We start from the raw sequence: 18138 nt of genomic DNA on the forward strand, positions 1-18138 counted from the left end.
AGTTTTAGGAGAGCTGACATAGGGAAGTTGACATCAAACAATCGTTCCTGTAATCGAGTATTGACCTAGGCTGCCATAATTACTGTACCCAGTCGTTAAGTCTCCCTTACCAGTGCCTTGAATACTGAGATAGTAAGTGCCCAAACTAAGATAGCGACTGATAAGAACTGACAAAGAGTCTGTCGGATCATAGGTTGCGATAATTTGGCCTGCACTGTTGTAAAGTCTGACCAAAATATCTAGGTTTGCACCAATTTCAAAGGCATTGATATTGAGCGAAAGATTGCCTCCAGTGGATTCAAACCTGAACCAGTCAGCATCAGTATTCCTTTCGATAATGCCGTAGGTTCTAACTGTTGAGCCATTAAACATTAGGCTAGATGCAGTGCCTAGGGAACTGCCATAGTCATCTGAACGATATCCAAATCCGTTATTACCTGTGATAATTGCCAAATCGTCCTGCGTGTTACTAGCTCCTGAATACTGACCATTGCTCCATTGAGTAAGTTCCTGGTAATAACCTACCCCCATGATAGAAGCCCAGCCATTATGTCCTTCATAATATTCAGGCCCACCAGTTACGCCATCATGACTCAAGCCTAAGGTATGGCCCACCTCATGGGACACTGCCTCAGCAATACTTTTTTCCGAGTAAAACTTCTCACTGAAGATAAAGGTTGGAGTGTCACTATTCCAGTTAAAGGAATTAAGATAAGCTGTCCCCCCAGCAGTTTGAGAATACCAAGCTCCATTCCCTCCAATTACGACACGAATGCCCCACCGTGTATCGTTGCTATCACTTTTAATCAAATCAGATAGGACAGGAGCCGCAGTTGTTACGTTCACATTAAAGGGGATAAAGTCTTCTGCCACCCGACGCCAAATATTCCAGATATTTCTCCGCTCATCCGTTGAAAAGCTGGTATTGTTGCCATCCATATCATAGGCTGGCGTAGCAATACTACTACCATTGTTATATCTGCTGTTCCACTCAGTGTTGGTAGTAGTATGCCCATCAAAATCTAGATAGATGGTGTGGTTGGCACTAGAGTGACTATGGAGTGAAAAAACTTGATTGGCATCAAAAGCTTGATAGGTTGGCGGAACATAGCCAGAATTCCAATTAACAGTGATCGCAGCAGCGGCGACGTTATTGAACTCATTGCTTTCGGTGACGTAGTTATAACCATCGGCTTCAAAGAGGATGTATTTAGTCCCTGTCCCCCAGTTTGAGTTGTAGGTGAAGCTAAATGAGTCATATTCTGAAGAACCAGCGGCTAAACTTCCAACATAGTTCTCCCCTAGGTAACGGTCACTGCTGGTATTGAGTGTGGCATCATCCGATAGCCAATAGCGGACATAGCTATAGCCAGCATTAGCCGTTCCTTGGTTGCGGGTATTGCTACTGATATTGACCGTATTGCCTACCGTAACAGAAGTTGGTGCAGACTGGTTTTGAATGATGAGATCTGCTTGTGGTAATGAGTTGATCGTTATAGCTCTATAGGCAATATTATTACCTTCATTGCTTTCAGCAACTTGGTTATAGCCGTCAGCTTCAACCAAAATATACTTTGTCCCAGTTCCTAGACTACTACTGTAGGAAAAGCTAACGGAGTCGTATATTGAGCTTCCGGCACCAATAGACGCAATAGATCTATTGCGCAGGAAATAATCGTCACTACTAAGCGTCATGTCGTTAGATAGCCAGTAGTTGACATAACTGCTGCTAGCAGTACCTGCACCTTGATTCCTAACGTAATAACTCACTGAAATTGAGTCACCCACAGTAATCGAACTAGGTGTGTATAAATCTGTAACGATTAAGTCTGGCTGAGCCAACGGATTAATGGTGATTGCTCGATAAGCTACATTATTAGCTTCATTACTTTCTGCCACAGAACCATAGCCGTCAGCTTCAAAGAAAATGTATTTCGTTCCCGTGCCCCAACTTGCATTGTAGGTAAAGCCAAACGAGTCATACTCTGAAGACCCGGCAGCTAAACTACCGACATAGTTCTCCCCTAAGTAACGGTCACTGCTGGTGTTGAGCGTGGCATCATCTGAGAGCCAATATCGAACATAGCTATAGCCAGCGGAAGCCGTTCCTTGGTTGCGGGTATAGCTATTGATGTTGACGGTATTGCCAACGGTTACAGAACTTGGCGCAAATGGGCTCTGAATAACGAGATCTGGCTGTCCACCGACGGTGATTGCAGCAGCGGCGACGTTATTGAACTCATTGCTTTCGGTGACGTAGTTATAGCCGTCAGCTTCAAAGAAGATGTATTTCGTTCCCGTACCCCAACTGGCATCATAGGTGAAGCTAAACGAGTCATATTCTGAAGATCCAGCAGCCAAACTGCCAACATAGTTATTCCCTAAAAATCGGTCACTGCTGGTGTTGAGCGTGGCATCATCTGAGAGCCAATATCGAACATAGCTATAGCCAGCAGAAGCCGTTCCTTGGTTACGTGTATAGCTATTGATGTTGACGGTATTGCCAACGGTTACAGAACTCGGTACAAATGGACTCTGAATGACTAGATCTGGCGAAATAGCTGTGGCGTTTAGAGTGAGGTTGTAAGTTGTGTCACCACTAGCCCGATAGACCTGAGCGTAATAGGTGCCTGCATTCAACTGACGACTAATACTTTCTGCACTATTGCCTGTTAGATAAGAACCTCCAAGGATAGAGCCCGCACTATTCAGCAGCCGAACATTGGCATCAGCCCTCAGTCCAGTTAAGCTGAGGCTGAAGTTGCTAGTGGTACCGACATCAAAGCGATAGTAATCGTTGGTATCAATGCTGCCAACCCAATCGGTGAAGCTGCGAGAACCGACCAGGGTACCCACATTGCGGGCGGCACTGAGGGTATTGCCTGCGGAGTCTAGGGGTGTGGCATTGAGAGAAAGGCTGTAGTTCGTGTTCCCACTAGCTCGATAGACCTCTACATAATAGGTGCCTGCACTCAACTGACGACTAATACTTTCTGCACTATTGCCCGTCAGATGAGAGCTTTGAAAGGCAGTGCCTGCGCTATTTAGCAGTCGGACATTAGCGTTGGCACTCAGTCCGGTTAAGCTCAGGCTGAAGTTGCTTGTAGTACCGATATCAAAGCGGTAGTAATCATCGCTATCACCGCTGCCGACCCAGTCGGTAAAGCTGCGAGAGCCGACTAGGGTACCCACATTGCGAGCAGCACTGAGGGTATTGCCTGCGAAGTCTAGGGGGGTAGCGTTCAGAGAAATGCCGTAGTCCGTGTTCCCACTGGCACTATAGACCTGCGCGTAATAGGTACCTGCACTCAACTGACGACTAATACTTTCTGAACTATCGCCCGTCAGATAAGAGCCTTGAAGTGTAGAGCCCGCACTATTCAACAGCCGGACATTGGCATCGGCACTCAGTCCCACTAAGCTGAGGCTGAAGTTGCTGGTGGTACCGACATCAAAGCGGTAGTAGTCATTGGTATCAACGCTGCCAACCCAGTCGATAAAGCTGCGAGAACCAACTAGGGTACCCACATTACGAGCGGCACTGAGGGTATTGCCTGCGGAGTCTAGGGGCGTAGCATTGAGAGAAAGGCTGTAGTTCGTGTCCCCACTAGCCCGATAGACCTGTGCGTAATAGGTGCCTGCACGCAACTGACGGCTAATACTTTCTGCACTATTGCCCGTCAGATAGGAACCTTGGAGCACCGTGCCCGCACTATTTAGCAGTCGGACATTAGCATCGGCACTCAGTCCAGTAAGATTGAGCCGGAAGTTGCTAGTAGTACGGAAATCAAAGCGGTAGTAATCATTGGTATCAACGCTGCTAACCCAATCGGTAAAGCTGCGAGAGCCGACTAGGGTACCCACATTGCGAGCAGTACTGCGGGTATTGCCTGCATAGTCTAGGGGCGTGGCATTGAGAGAAAGAATGTATTTAGTATCACCAGTAGCCCGATAGATCTGTGCGTAGTAGGTACCTGCACTCAACTGACGACTAATACTTTCTGAACTACTGCCCGTCAGATACGATCCTTGGAGCACAGAGCCCGCACTATTCAACAGCCGGACATTGGCATTGGCACTCAGCCCAGTGAGGTTAAGGCTGAAGTTGCTGGTGGTACCGATATCAAAGCGGTAGTAATCATTGGTATCAGTACTCCCGACCCAATCGGTAAAGGTTCGAGGGCTGACTAAGCTACCCATATTACGGGCCGTACTGAGGGTATTATCCTGCTCTACAGCAATGGATTGGCCGTTGAGCCAAAGGTATCCGCTATCATCTTCCTGCTTTAAATACGCTAACTCATTCAGGCATAGGTCTTGGCCTAGGACGAGGCGCGCAAAGATATCTCCTTCATCTCCAGAAGCATCTATTGTATTAATTTGATCATCAATAAAATGACCAATTTCCTCTAGCAAAACCTTGGTAATGTCCTGATAACTGCCGTTGCTGATAAAGGTATCTGAAAGAAAGATGGTATTAAGTGCGGCTGCATAGGCTCCATTGGCACCATTCAAAATGGTGGCATCAAGAATTTGGAATTGGGGGAGATTGGCTAGATTTCCTTCTAGGAAGTTCTGCCTTAAAGACTCTGCAATTTGTTGATCATAATTCTCGCCAAAGGCAAGACCTGTGATTTCTTCATAGGCTGAACTTTCTGCAAAGCTTCTAAGGGTTGCTCCAACACTGTGGCTAATCCCTTGAATCCAAGCCTTAAAATCTAGGGCTGAGAGCTCAGAGAGTGCTACTGGCTTGAGATCATTGTTTATTGGGAAGCCAGCACTAAAGCGACTTTCCTCGAAGAGTGTAAAGGAATCGCTGAAGGAAAAAGTGCTACTAGGGGCGGCATTGTGCCCAGAGGCATAATCTTGAAATTCAAGGGCAGAAGAAGACATAAGGTTCTCTATACATGGGTGATCCATGCAGCTAATTTGAATTATTGTTTGCGATAATTCTTGATTTTTATAGCTCTAAAAATTGCCTGGGCTCGAGAATCTCGACGATTTTTAGGCTCAACATTTCCAAAACTTGATATGACTTTTATGTCTTATCAAGCTCAAGGAGTGATGGGAGTAAGCGTGCTATTGAAGCTTTATCTTTACGACCCCATCTTGGCACAGCTATAACACTGAAGATGCCAGAGTATTTACGGATGTTTTGGTGGTTTTCTGAGGATGCCTTGTCTAACAAAGCACCCATAGGGGTGAAATCCCTGAGAAGATACTCGACCTTTCCCTCGATGGTTTAAGCCAAGTTAGTCAATTAACAACGACGGTGAAATCGTTGCTGGGAGGTGAGTTAAAAATGTGAGGGGGTTGCTCTTATGTTCAGCAAAGTCGAGGATGCCGCGATCTCGGTGTTCATAGATGAGCTGATGATCGGCATCCAATAAAAAGGTGCCGCCCCGTTGGGTGAGGTAGGCCGCATCGGGGACGTAGATATTCCATTTACCCAGCACTTCGGCCATATTGCGGAGGCGCAGGGTGGCGAGTTCAAAGGGGCGCTGGAACCCGCTGCCTCCGGCCCAGCGAAAGAATCGTCCCCGCAGTGGTGGCAGGGGGAAGGCTTTGATTTCTTCATCATCGCCAATTAGTTGGGGGGCGTTGCGGTCGCCGCGATAGCCTCGGAATACTTCGGCCAAGGTGCCGGGGCTGGCGATGCCCGCACACATCAGCATCAGGTTGACCCAAGCCCGTTGCCCAGGGGCAAGGCCAGGAATCTGGAGCGATAGGCCCTCGTATAGACCAAGCTGGCGGTGCAGGTCGGCGATGGGGTCTACCCACAGTTGTTCGGCAGGAAAGCCCGTGAACTGGCAGAAGGCTTGCCCCGATTCGCGGTTGCCAATGCCCACAGCTCTCACAGTCACATTCTTGGCCGCCAATTCGTCCCAGCCGCGCCGCACCCACCAGGCATATTCTAGACTGTCAAAGTCTCCCAACTGGGGCAGCACCAGCACCAGGGTATAGGGGGCACCGTCCACCCCAGACAGGACGGACACCATGGCTCCATCGCTGACCCGTTGCCGCGGGGTTTGCTGCAAGATTGGGTAGGTTTCCATACTCAGCCTAGGTGATTCGTCTCGCCAGTGTGCTACTCACTATTATGGCGTTGTTGCTGTGTTAGGCATGGCGTCCCGACAATGATATCCCCAGAATGATGCTCCCAGAACGAGGCACGCATCTGGAGGCTTCTCGGCGAGATCGAGCCGTTTTCTGGTATTAATACTTATCAGTAAATAGAAAACTCTCTGGCTAAGGAATAGATCCCATCCGAATCCAGGTGTCGCATTGTAAACGAGTGTTGCAATCTGGTTACATCCTCTCCCAGGTGGCCCGATCCGCCTGAATTCGCGTGATAGGATGCCTCTCGTAGCTTTTCACGATTTCGGGAGACACATCCTTGTCACTTCGGGTAGCAGTAGTAGGATCAGGTCCGGCAGGCTCCTCGGCTGCCGAGACGTTGGTAAAAGCCGGTATCGAGACCTATTTGTTTGAGCGCAAGTTAGACAACGCCAAGCCCTGCGGTGGGGCTATTCCCCTGTGCATGGTGGATGAGTTTGACCTGCCCCCCAGCATCATCGACCGCCGGGTGCGGAAGATGAAAATGATCTCCCCTTCCAACATTGAAGTCAACATCGGCGAAACGCTGAAGGATGACGAGTACATCGGCATGTGCCGCCGCGAGGTGATGGACGGCTTTATGCGGGATCGGGCCGCTAGCCTAGGAGCCAAGCTGATTAACGGCACCGTCTACGCCCTAGACCTGCCCAAGTCCAGCAATCAGCCCTACACCCTCCACTACACCGAGCACCGCGAAGACGGTCTGGTGGGTGATAACAAGTCTCTGCAAGTGGATCTGGTGATTGGGGCCGACGGCGCGAACTCCCGCGTGGCCAAGGCCATTGATGCCGGGGACTACAACTACGCCATCGCCTTCCAAGAGCGGATTCGTCTGCCCGAAGACAAAATGGCCTACTACGAAGACCTGGCGGAAATGTACGTCGGTAACGATGTCTCCCCCGACTTCTACGCCTGGGTGTTCCCCAAGTATGACCACGTCGCCGTGGGCACCGGAACCATGCGGGTGAACCAAGCCAAAATCAAGCAGCTCCAGGCTGGCATCCGCGCCCGTGCGGCCAAGCGTCTGGAAGGCGGCGAAATCATCAAGGTGGAAGCACACCCCATTCCTGAGCATCCCCGTCCCCGTCGGGTTGTCGGTCGCGTGGCTCTAGTGGGCGATGCGGCGGGTACCGTCACCAAGTCTTCCGGCGAAGGCATCTACTTTGCGGCCAAGTCGGCCCGGATGTGTGCCGAAACCATCGTGGAATTCTCCAACGGTGGCCAGCGCATCCCCACCGAAGACGACCTCAAGGTGTACCTGAAGCGTTGGGACAAGCAGTACGGCATGACCTACAAGGTGCTGGATCTGCTGCAAACGGTGTTCTACCGTTCCGATGCCACCCGCGAAGCCTTCGTGGAAATGTGCTCCGACATCGACGTGCAGAAGCTCACCTTCGACAGCTACCTCTACAAAACCGTGGTGCCTGCCAACCCCCTAGTGCAGATGAAAATCACCGCCAAAACCGTGGGTAGTCTGATTCGCGGCCACGCCCTGTCTCCCACCCGGAGCTGGTAGGTTCCCACGCGGTTAGTCACTGAGGTGGCGTTGGGCCATCTAGATCAACAGGAGTCGTTGGGCGTTCCCCGGCTCCTGTTTTTTGTGTTGGGTGACGTGAAAACAACCCGTTGGATAAGGTCTGCGGACGAGGTTGGGGGACTCAAGCACCTGAGCCACGGCGGGGACGTAGGAGGACTTTTTGGGAGAACTGTGCCAGAATTGCGCCGTCGGTGTCTCGATCCTGGTCAGGAGGTATGCCTTGAAACGCCGCTTCTCTCTCAATGGAATGAGTTGCTCAGGGGGGCAGATCCTCGTCGCCCTAGTTCTCGCCGTTGCCCTCGGCCAGGGAATGGGTAGCCGCGTTTGGGCCATCGATCCAGTGCGGCCTAGTCCTAGGGGCACGTCTCCAGTTGTGACCGATCCAGCCAGCGAAGTGGCTCCGGCGGTGATTGAGATTACCCCCGGTCGTCGGCCCCTGCCCCCGGTGGTGGCCCTGGCCATGGAGCAAGAACTGAAAAACTTGATTGGTCGTCTGGAGAGTGCGCTGCTGCTGTCCCAATCCCGCGATCTGCCGACCACCCTAACCCTAGCTGAGGCCGAGCCTGTACTCACCGCTGCTGTGGGTACCGTTGATTTGGGATCAGAGCTATCCCCCTTTCTGCATCCAACGCTGGCGGAGGCCCGACAACTCCTACAGGATTGGCCCACCCTGCTGGCGGAGGACAACCACGAAGCCCTGAAGGAACGCTGGTTGGCGGTGCGGGATGGGCTGTGGGAGAGTTTTCCCAGGGAACGGCCCTACGCCCAGCCAGAGATTCGGGCGGTGTGGCTAGATCGGGGCACCATTGTAGGGGCCAGAAACCCAGAGGGGCTGGCCCGGTTGTTTGATCGCCTCGCCGCTGCGGGCATCACCACGGTGTTCTTTGAAACGGTGAATGCGGGCTATCCCATCTACCCTAGCCAAGTGGCCCCGGAGCAAAATCCCCTCACCCGCCGCTGGGATCCCCTCGCCAGTGCGGTGGAACTGGCCCACGCCCGCAATATGACCCTGCACGCCTGGGTGTGGGTGTTTGCCGCAGGCAATGAGCGCCACAACCGTTTGCTGAACCTGCCCGCCGACTACCCCGGCCCGCTGCTGTCTCGCTATCCCCACTGGGCTGGGTATGACAACCGGGGCAATACAATTCCCATCGGCCAAGATAAGCCCTTCCTCGACCCCGCCAACCCAGAGGCACGCAGCTACCTGATTCGCCTGATGTCGGAAATGGTGCGGGAGTACAACATCGACGGCATCCACCTCGACTACATTCGCTACCCTTTCCAGGATCCAGGGGCTAATCGCACCTACGGCTATGGCGAAGCCGCCCGCTGGAACTTTCGCAACATCACCGGGGTCGATCCCCTCGAACTGTCGCCCCGGCCCAACCCCAGCCTCAGCCAAGGGCAACAGCTCCAGCAGCGGGTGCTGTGGGATCGCTGGACGGAATTCCGCATTCACCAGGTCAACTCCTTTGTTGCCACCCTCAGCACCACCCTGCGGCGACAGCGTCCGGGGCTGGTGATCTCGGCGGCGGTGTTTGCCCACCCTGAGCATGAACGGCTACAAAAAATTCAGCAGGATTGGGGCACCTGGGCCAAGGCAGGCCACATCGACTGGGTCGTATTGATGAGCTATGCCCAAGACACCAGCCGCTTCGAGCAACTGCTGCGCCCCTGGCTGGGGGGGCAAACCTTTGGATCAGCCCTAGTGATTCCCGGCATTCGCATCTACAACCTTTCCACCCAGGCCGCCCTCGATCAAATGCAAACCGCCCGCGACTTGCCCACCCCTGGCTTTGCCCTCTTTGCCGCCGCTGACTTCAATTCCAGCTTTGACACCCTCCTTGCCCAAACCCAAGCTACCCCAGCCCCCAGCGCCCCCGTCCCCCTGGCCCTAGAGCGCTACCAAGCCCTCCAGCGGGAGTGGAATTGGCTGCTGAGTCAGCAAAAACTATGGATGGAACGCTCCGTCCTAGAGCAGTGGGTGCAGAACGTGAACCAGCTAGAAGCCGACTTTATTGCCCTGGCCGACTCCCCCTCTCAGCGCGGGCTAGATCGCGTGCAGCAGGGGCTCACCCGCGTGCGAGAGCCGCTCACCTCGCAAATGCTGATTGAAACGGCCAACAGCGCCTACCGCCTTCAGGTGTGGCACCATCGCCTAGGAACCATCGAACACCTGCTGCGCCACCACGAAGCCCAGCAAGGAAGACGTTAGGCGGGAGATACGCCCTGCGGCTTCATCATCAATCGCGTTTTGGAGCTGCCGGAACTAGAAATTTACAATTTTCTGGGTTCTTGAGTTGACAAACGCCCCATAAAGCCACATTATAGAAATCGCCCCACACGGGGGCCTGTAGTTCAACCGGTTAGAGCACCGCCCTGTCACGGCGGAAGTTGCGGGTTCGAATCCCGTCAGGCCCGTTCAAAAAGTCACGAAATTAGGCTGAGCTCTCCAAGGGACTCAGCCTAATTTTTTGCTTTGCACAGAATAGGGGAGGAGGGGGGCGTTCTTCAGCTAGCCTTCTGGGAGCCGTGGGTTGGAGGGGGCAGATTCGATAGCCTGAAGCTGGCTGAAGAAAAGTGGGGGTGGGGTAACGCACCCAGAAAACAGCGACGAAACGCGATGCCCTAGAGGTCTTCGCCCTCCTCCAGTTGATCTTCCTCCCCGGCCTCGGGTTCTTCGATGGCGGTGGGGTTGCCGTTGATGGCCAGTTTTTCGCGCACTTGGGCTTCCACCTTCACTGCAAAGGCGCTGTCTTCTAGAAGACGAGTAATGGTGTTGTCGCGTCCTTGGCCAATGTTGTCGCCTTCGTAGCTGTACCAAGCGCCCTTGCGGGTAATCACTCCGGTTTGTTCGGCCAAATCGACTAAGCAGCCCATGGTAGAAATGCCCTGGCCAAAGAGAATGTCGAACTCAGCAATGCGGAAGGGGGGAGCGACTTTATTTTTGGCTACTTTCACCTTGGCGCGGATGCCGTATTCCTCTGTGCCCTTCTTCAGGGTTTGGATGCGGCGAATGTCTAGTCGTACCGAAGCATAGAACTTGAGGGCGTTACCTCCGGTGGTGGTTTCGGGGTTGCCATAGGAAATGCCGATCTTCTGTCGCAGTTGGTTGAGAAAAATAACTGTACACTGCGACTTGCCAATGCTGCCCGTAATTTTCCGTAGGGCTTGGCTCATCAATCGGGCCTGTAAACCCACGTGGGCATCGCCCATTTCTCCTTCAATTTCGGCGCGGGGCACCAAGGCCGCCACCGAGTCTACCACCACCACATCAATGGCTGAAGACCGCACTAGCTGATCGACCACCTCTAGGCCCATTTCTCCGGTATCCGGCTGAGACACCAGCAGTTCGTCAATATTGACCCCCAACGCCTTGGCATAGACCGGGTCAAGGGCGTGCTCCGCATCCACAAAAGCTGCCACCCCCCCCGATTTTTGTACTTCGGCAATGGCATGGAGGGCCACGGTGGTTTTCCCGGAACTCTCTGGCCCGTAAATTTCAATCACACGGCCCTTGGGCAAGCCACCCCCCAGGGCTAAATCTAGGGTAAGCGCCCCGGTGGGGATGGTCTCAATTTGCATCCGACTGGCTTCACCCAGACGCATAATCGACCCTTTACCAAAGTTGCGCTCAATTTGGCTGAGCACCATCGTGAGGGCTTTTTGCTTTTCCGAAACGTCGCTGTTTTTAGGGGCCATAGCTGCCTAAGGGGATAACGGGTAGCAGGGGCCGAGGCTGGAGCCAACCCCAAGGGACTCATGCAGTGTAGTTTCTCTTGGCTAAAAGCTCCATAGGCCAGCGCCACATCGCTGCTAACCCAGGCCACCCAGACAGGCCCAGCCAAGAATACTGCATCCAACACAGGCATTGTAGTACAACAGAACCCAGCGCAGACGCTCAAGGTCGTGAATCTTTGACAGGAAGAGGTGCCCCGCTTCAAAGCTGGGATAGTTGGCCCTCGGACTGGCTGGCGGACGGTAGCGACGCGAAACTCAACCTCCATCGAGAATTGTGGGCTGGTTAGGTTGTGCGAGTGCGCCACCTAATCTAGATGAGATCAAGGCTTTTTATCATCGTATCTGCCAGCTTTCTTAGGGGCGTCTATCGCCTTTAGCTAATGGGGCTATGGCTATCCGGCGGACTAAGGTGATGCCTTGTTCCAGATATTCCCACCGTTCCAGATATTTCCACCGCTCAATAGATCATTCCTTGGCCAAACAAGCCAGTATCCCCCCCCTGGTAGATGGCAAGGTAGACGGAGTTGACTAGGCTAATAGCCATAGACAACAATCCGTTCTATGGCGGAGTGAGCATCATGAAATCCTCTTTAGTCATCCTTTATCATCGTGAACCCTATGATGAGGTGGTGGAGAATGGCAAGACCTATTATCGAGAAAAGAAAAGTCCCAATGGTATTGTGCCGACGCTAAAAAGTTTTTTTGCCAATGCAGAAAGCAGCACTTGGGTAGCCTGGAAGCAAGTAAAATCTGATGAGGAAGCAGATTTTGACAACCGAGTGACGATGGATGGATGGAGTGAGAATGCCGTCATTCGTCGCATTCCCCTCAGTGCTGAACGGGTCAAGGATTTCTATTACATTACGGCGAAGGAATCAATTTGGCCTATTTTGCACTCCTTTCCCTCCCACTTTACCTACGAAAACTCGGATTGGGAGAATTTTCAGCACATTAACAAGCTATTTGCCGAAGCCGCCTGTGAGGAAGCCGCAGACGATGCCCTGATTTGGATTCATGACTATAACCTGTGGCTGACACCCTACTACATCCGGCAGAAAATGCCCCATGTAAAAATTGCCTTTTTCCATCACACGCCCTTCCCTGCGGCGGATGTGTTCAACATCTTGCACTGGCGCGAGGCGATTGTAGACAGCCTGCTCTGCTGTGATCTCTGCGGTTTCCATATTCCCCGCTACGTGGAGAACTTTGTCTCCGCTGCCCGCAGTTTGCGCGATGTGAAATTGGTAGAGCGTAAACCTGTTCCCGAAGCCTTTACCCCCTTTGGTACGGCCCTTTCTGAGCCAGACATGACCACTAAACTGGAGTATAACGGTCGCACGGTGAATGTGGATGCTTTCCCGGTGGGCACCAATCCGGCCTACATTCAGGAATTGGTGAATAAGCCCTCAGTGCACGATAAGGTAGCCCAAATTCGCGCCGATATTGGCGATAACAAACTGATTGTTTCCGCTGGCCGGGTGGATTATGTGAAGGGCACCAAGGAAATGCTGCTGTGCTATGAACGCCTACTGCAACGACGGTCTGAACTGCGTGGCAAGGTGAACCTGATTTTGACCGCCGCCAAACCTGCCGCCGGAATGCGCGTTTACAAAACCGCCCAAAGCGAAATTGAGCAATTAGTCGGACAAATTAATGGGCGCTTTGCCTCCCTCACGTGGAACCCCATTGTGCTGTTCACGGAACCTGTTTCCTTTGAGAATTTGGTGGCGATGTACAAAGCAGCAGACATTGCCTGGATTCCGCCCCTGCGCGATGGTTTAAACCTAGTGGCGAAGGAATATATCGCCGCCCACCAAGGGGAAGATGGCGTATTGGTGCTGTCAGAATTTACCGGATCGGCGGTAGAATTGCCCGAAGCTATTCTCACCAATCCCTACTCGGATCAGGATATGGATGAATGCATTGACCAAGCCCTAGCAATGCCCGCCGAAGAACAGCGTCGCCGAATGCAGGCTCTCTATCGGGCGATTACTCGCTACGATGTGCAGCAGTGGGCTAATCATATGTTCCGCGAAGCCAATGCCATCGGCATGGTGGACGAGGCCGTGGATAGCACCATCGACACCACCGAATCTAATGAACCCGAGCGGGAACTGGTTCTGGCGTAGGTTCCCGTGTTAGCCAAGCGAGATGACAAAGGGGCTCACCTTACCTGAGCCCTTCCTCCCAATGGTCGTGAGAGGGTTGCTGCTGTGAGCCTTGGACGGTGATGCCTTGGCTCACCCACTCCAACCACCGATGCTAAATTCACATAGAAAACCCCCTACATCAACTGAGTCTTTCCCCGTTGAGGGGGCTATGCCAATGACAAGCTCAGCCAGAGCGGGATCGATTTTTCAATCGTGGATCAAAAACCGGGATTTAGTAGGAGGAGCCAACTCCTCGGATTAGCGAAAATATCTGCTGAAGCAGGCTAAATTTTCCCCACCGCTGCCAGCCAGTTATAACCAACCACCATTCAGAAAAATACTGTAATCATCCATGCGAAACTTCCAGGCCATCGCCACCCAACCCTACGATCTCATCATCATTGGCGGCGGCATCAATGGAGCAGCCACAGCGCGAGATGCCGCCCTAAGAGGGCTTAAAACGCTCCTCCTTGAAAAGGGCGATTTTGCCGGAGGAACCACCAGTTGGTCTACCCGTTTAGTCCATGGGGGATTGCGCTATTTGGAATATTTTGAGTTCCATTTAGTGCGCGAATCCCTCCACGAACGGGAGGTTTTACTGCGTAACGCGCCCCACCTGGTCAAGCCTGTGCAGATGACGATTCCCATCTACCGCAGCGGCTCCCGTCACTACCGGGTGATTCAAACCGGGATGGTGCTCTATGACGTGCTGAGCTACGACAAATCCTTGCCCAACCATCGGATGCTGTCGCGCCAGAGCACTCGCCAACTCTTTCGGGCGATGGATAGCGACGACTTGGCTGGAGCCGCCCAATACTACGATGCCCAGGTGGAATACGCCGAGCGGCTGTGCTGGGAGAATATCCTAGACGCGCACAAGGCCGGGGCCACGGTGCTGAACTATGCCGAGGTGACGGATATTCAGGTGCAGAATCAGCGGATTGTGGGTCTGACGGTGCGGGATGGGCTAAGTCAGAATGGTCTTGGGCAAAACGTGGCCCAGGTGCAAACCCACGCTAAAACTGTGGTGATTAATACCTCCGGCCCCTGGGTGGATGCGGTCTGTGGCCTGAGCGAATCGCCCCTCAGCCAAGGGCGGCAAATTGGCGGCACCAAGGGCAGTCATCTGATTGTGGATCGCTTCCCCGGTGCGCCGGAGTCGGCCCTGTATGTGGAGGCCAAAACCGACGGGCGGCCCTTTTTCATTGTGCCCTGGCTGGGGCAAGTGCTGATAGGCACCACCGACGAACGCTACAACGGCCCCCTCGACCCGATCAAAGCCGACGATGCCGAGGTGGATTACCTAATCGCCGAAACCAACCGCGTTCTCCCGGCGGCTCACCTCACCCGCAACGATGTGCGATTCACCTATTCCGGCGTCCGCCCCCTGCCCTATGCCGAGGGCAAAAAAGCGGGCAGCATCACCCGCGCCCACATCCTGCACGACCACAGCCGCGAGGGTGCCCAAAACCTGATTTCCCTAATCGGCGGCAAACTCACCACCCATCGCCAGGTAGGGGAAGAATTTGTCGATGCCACCTTCCGCAAGCGGGGCAAACCCGTGCCCCCCTGCCCTACCCATCGCCGCCCCCTGCCCGGTGCCCTGAGATTGGATGATCCCCAGGTGCTTCCCCTCACCGAACGCTACCGAGATCGCATCGCGCCCCCCGTCCTCAACCACCTGCTGAGCCTGTACGGTGCCCAAACGCCCCAAGTGCTGGCCCTGGTGGATGAGTCTCCCGACCTCGCCCAACCTATCCATCCTGCCTATTCCGATATCCAGGCCCAGATTGTCTTTGCTGTCCAATCCGAAATGGCCCAGACTTTCATAGATATCCTGCGTCGCCGCACCACCCTGGCCATGCACCACGACTACGGATTCAACGCCCTGCCCACCGTCGCCCAAGTTCTGCGCCACCACTGCAACTGGGACGAGGAACGCTGTGATCGCAACATCCAGGCGTACCATCGATTTATGGAAACCAACTGCATTCCCGACTATGCCTTGGGACGGGAGGCGGCGCTACAAGAAGTTTAGACAGCACAACGTGAAGGGCAAAAGGCAACAATTCGGTACAGGCTAAGCTATCCCAACCTTTTCATACGAACGCCCCAAGACGCTCTAGTATCTCTCCCCGCTCCCCAACAACCCATAACCAACCCCCAATAATTATGACTGCCACCCTTTCCATTCCCCAAACGACTAACGACATTTTTGAAACCTATAAGCACCGCCAAATTACCCTTACTATTTTGGGGTCTGGAGCTTGGGGCAGCGCCCTAGCCCACATTGCCAACAGCAACGATCACCACGTCAAAATGTGGTCTCGGCGGGGGAATATGTCCCTAACAGAAGCCGTTGATGGGGCGGAAGTGATTATCTCTGCCATTTCGATGAAGGGTGTGCCAGATTTAGTCAATCAGTTGAAGGATCTCAACATTCCTGAAACCACCATCTTGGTAACGGCCACTAAAGGACTTGATCCCGGAACAACGCTGACCCCTTCCCGCATTTTTCAAAACGCTTTTCCCAACCATGCGGTTGCGGTTTTGTCTGGCCCTAATTTGTCTAAAGAAATTGAGCAGGGGCTTCCTGCCGCTACGGTAATCGCCTGCGAAAACGAAACCGCCGCCGAAGCTGTGCAGCATATTTTCGCCTCAGAAAACTTTCGTACCTATCGCAGCACCGACCCCCTAGGAGCCGAACTAGGGGGCACCCTGAAAAACGTGATTGCCATTGCGGTCGGCGTTTGTGAAGGGCTAAATCTCGGCTCTAATGCTCGCTCTGCTCTCATTACCCGCGCCCTGCCCGAAGTGATGCGTATTGGCACCCACCTCGGCGGACAGCCCGAAACCTTTCTTGGCCTCTCTGGTTTGGGGGATATGTTGGCCACCTGCACCAGCCCCCTCAGCCGCAACTATCGGGTGGGCTATGGTCTTGCCCAAGGCAAATCTTTGGCGCAGATTTTGGATGAACTGGGCAGCACCGCCGAAGGGGTAAATACCGCCAAAGTGCTGATGACCATTGCCCAGCGAGAAAACGTTTCGGCCCCCATTTCCCAACAAGTTTATCGCCTCCTCCAGGGCGACATTTCGGCTGAAGAAGCCGTTGCCGCTCTGATGGAACGCAAACTCAAAGCTGAGGACTATCAACAAGTCCTAAATGCTGAATGAGTTGCCTAGCTGATGGACTGACAAAACTTGCTAAAACCCATTCCGTCGAAGGGTCAGGAGACCTGCTTCCTAAATGAATCCAGGGCTGTAGGAGCGCGGTTTTCGCGCCCGAAGCAGCAGCTTTTGTCAGTCAACCAGGTTGCCTAGTTCGACAAATGTTTGCCGCAGTGGCCAATTTCGATCCGTTGGCTCTCGCGGTTAATATTAAAGTAGATACGTAGAATTTTGTTCATTCCTGTGCCGCCGCCAAGTTTAACGTGTTTAAACATTTCCTTGCGTTGACTACCGTTCCAAAAGCACCGTTCATCTCGTAGCTTTTTGTCATTTTCAACGGTTTTGCTTTCTGGAGTGCATTCCAGATTGTAGTTTTCTCTCAAAAAGCCGTACAGGTTATCGCCAATGTCGCCATCCTGTTCAAAGTAGTGCTGCCCAAACCAAGCCAAACTTTGTAAAGCACGGTAAGCATCATCAGGACGGATAAAGTTGGAGGCGTCAGCGGAGACACGGGCGGAATCCCAGACATCTAGAACGTCATCAAACATGGTTTCAGCAAAGTCGAGGGCTTCGCGTACACGACCAAAGTTCATGTCAATCGTGGCATGAAAAAGCTCTCTGTCACTCGTGCTGTGCTGACGGCAGGCAGAAACGATCTTGATGCGGTGTAGCCCTTGTAAGTCTCGTTCAATTTGGGCTTGAGCTTGCCAGAGTTGTTCAGTTAGGCTTGCTTTTTCCTGTTCTATCTCATCAATTCTATGGATGAGTCCCTCTTGCTGTTGGAGTAACCCAGGATAGGCTTTGAGGCGTTGGTCGTAATCGATAATTTCTTCGTGCTGGGCTTCAATTCTTCGATATTCCTCTTGCCAGAGGTCAACAATTTGCTTAAGTTGATTAATTTCAATCTCTAGGTTTGTCTTCTGGCTTCCAGCTTCTGTAATAGCTTGAGTTAGCTTGTCGCGATTTATCACAAGATCGAGATTATTCTCAATCGCAGAGAGCTGCTCAATAGATAAGGATTCAAAGGATTGAATAATAGCGTTGCGTTGTCTAAGGCTGCGATTCTCCGCCGTCAGGTTATCCACCGTGTCCTGAAGGCATTTAGCTTCACTGGAAAGTTCAGATTGAGTTGTCCATAGGCGAGCATTCTCATCCTCTAGAGAGGCGATTTTAGCCTGAATCCTTCGGCTTCTTTGACTCAGAGAATAGATGGATTTTAATAAGAAGCCTAAAACAGTAAGGCCAATGATAATAGTCAGTAATTCAAGTCCACTCATGGGCATTTACCTAGGGTAGTTTTTGAATGACAAGGGGTTGGCTTGACCACAGTGACAGAACGACATCCTCTTCCCTGGCGACCAGTGAATTCGTCTTAGCTTTCCCAAAGGCTAGCCATTGCTATCGGCCATCGACAACCCCAAGGGC

At 52.8% G+C, this 18138-nt stretch carries 9 protein-coding genes and 1 tRNA gene; 6 read left to right on the forward strand and 4 right to left on the reverse strand.

Going from position 1 to position 18138, the window contains the following annotated elements; genetic code table 11:
• Positions 1 to 33: 33 nt before the first annotated feature.
• Positions 34 to 4893: a CARDB domain-containing protein gene (locus GFS31_RS17640; protein ID WP_198806048.1), complete on the reverse strand. Its 4860-nt coding sequence runs from the start codon at positions 4891 to 4893 to the stop codon at positions 34 to 36.
• 359 nt (positions 4894 to 5252) lie between these two features.
• A complete protein-coding gene (locus GFS31_RS17645; RefSeq protein WP_263974864.1) occupies positions 5253 to 6038 on the reverse strand; it encodes an AhpC/TSA family protein in 786 nt (261 codons plus the stop codon).
• A gap of 359 nt (positions 6039 to 6397) precedes the next feature.
• Between GFS31_RS17645 and chlP the strand changes: the two genes are divergently transcribed.
• The 3 genes from chlP to GFS31_RS17660 all read left to right on the forward strand — a co-directional run bounded on the left by chlP (position 6398) and on the right by GFS31_RS17660 (position 10075).
• Positions 6398 to 7633, forward strand: coding sequence for a geranylgeranyl reductase (gene chlP, locus GFS31_RS17650; RefSeq protein WP_198806050.1), 1236 nt, complete (start codon positions 6398 to 6400; stop codon positions 7631 to 7633).
• A gap of 241 nt (positions 7634 to 7874) precedes the next feature.
• Positions 7875 to 9869: a glycoside hydrolase family 10 protein gene (locus GFS31_RS17655; RefSeq protein ID WP_225907485.1), complete on the forward strand. Its 1995-nt coding sequence runs from the start codon at positions 7875 to 7877 to the stop codon at positions 9867 to 9869.
• 132 nt (positions 9870 to 10001) lie between these two features.
• Positions 10002 to 10075 (forward strand) — tRNA-Asp (locus GFS31_RS17660).
• A 207-nt stretch (positions 10076 to 10282) separates the two neighbouring features.
• Here GFS31_RS17660 and recA read toward each other — a convergent pair.
• Positions 10283 to 11356, reverse strand: a complete 1074-nt coding sequence (gene recA, locus GFS31_RS17665; RefSeq protein WP_198806051.1) for a recombinase RecA — start codon at positions 11354 to 11356, stop codon at positions 10283 to 10285.
• Between the two features lie 617 nt (positions 11357 to 11973).
• Here recA and ggpS point away from each other — a divergent pair.
• The 3 genes from ggpS (at position 11974) to GFS31_RS17680 (ending at position 16719) form a co-directional block, all read left to right on the forward strand.
• Complete coding sequence (ggpS, locus tag GFS31_RS17670) at positions 11974 to 13524, forward strand: glucosylglycerol-phosphate synthase (RefSeq protein ID WP_198806052.1); 1551 nt, start codon at positions 11974 to 11976, stop codon at positions 13522 to 13524.
• Positions 13525 to 13897: 373 nt separating this feature from the next.
• The gene (locus tag GFS31_RS17675; RefSeq protein WP_198806053.1) at positions 13898 to 15583 is read left to right on the forward strand and encodes a glycerol-3-phosphate dehydrogenase/oxidase; all 1686 of its coding nucleotides are present in this window, start codon (positions 13898 to 13900) and stop codon (positions 15581 to 15583) included.
• A gap of 134 nt (positions 15584 to 15717) precedes the next feature.
• The gene (locus GFS31_RS17680) at positions 15718 to 16719 is read left to right on the forward strand and encodes an NAD(P)H-dependent glycerol-3-phosphate dehydrogenase (RefSeq protein WP_198806054.1); all 1002 of its coding nucleotides are present in this window, start codon (positions 15718 to 15720) and stop codon (positions 16717 to 16719) included.
• A gap of 143 nt (positions 16720 to 16862) precedes the next feature.
• Here GFS31_RS17680 and GFS31_RS17685 read toward each other — a convergent pair whose 3' ends face one another.
• A complete protein-coding gene (locus GFS31_RS17685) occupies positions 16863 to 17990 on the reverse strand; it encodes a hypothetical protein (protein ID WP_198806055.1) in 1128 nt (375 codons plus the stop codon).
• Between the last annotated feature and the right edge of the window lie 148 nt (positions 17991 to 18138).

The sequence above is a fragment of the Leptolyngbya sp. BL0902 genome (assembly GCF_016403105.1).
Lineage (GTDB): Bacteria > Cyanobacteriota > Cyanobacteriia > Phormidesmidales > Phormidesmidaceae > Nodosilinea.

Excerpts from the sequence above, each read along its gene's own strand:
- GFS31_RS17640 (WP_198806048.1), bottom strand. The coding sequence starts at position 4,893 with ATGTCTTCTTCTGCCCTTGAATTTCAAGATTATGCCTCTGGGCACAAT.
- recA (WP_198806051.1), bottom strand. The coding sequence starts at position 11,356 with ATGGCCCCTAAAAACAGCGACGTTTCGGAAAAGCAAAAAGCCCTCACG.
- ggpS (WP_198806052.1), top strand. The coding sequence starts at position 11,974 with ATGAAATCCTCTTTAGTCATCCTTTATCATCGTGAACCCTATGATGAG.
- GFS31_RS17675 (WP_198806053.1), top strand. The coding sequence starts at position 13,898 with ATGCGAAACTTCCAGGCCATCGCCACCCAACCCTACGATCTCATCATC.
- GFS31_RS17680 (WP_198806054.1), top strand. The coding sequence starts at position 15,718 with ATGACTGCCACCCTTTCCATTCCCCAAACGACTAACGACATTTTTGAA.
- GFS31_RS17685 (WP_198806055.1), bottom strand. The coding sequence starts at position 17,990 with ATGAGTGGACTTGAATTACTGACTATTATCATTGGCCTTACTGTTTTA.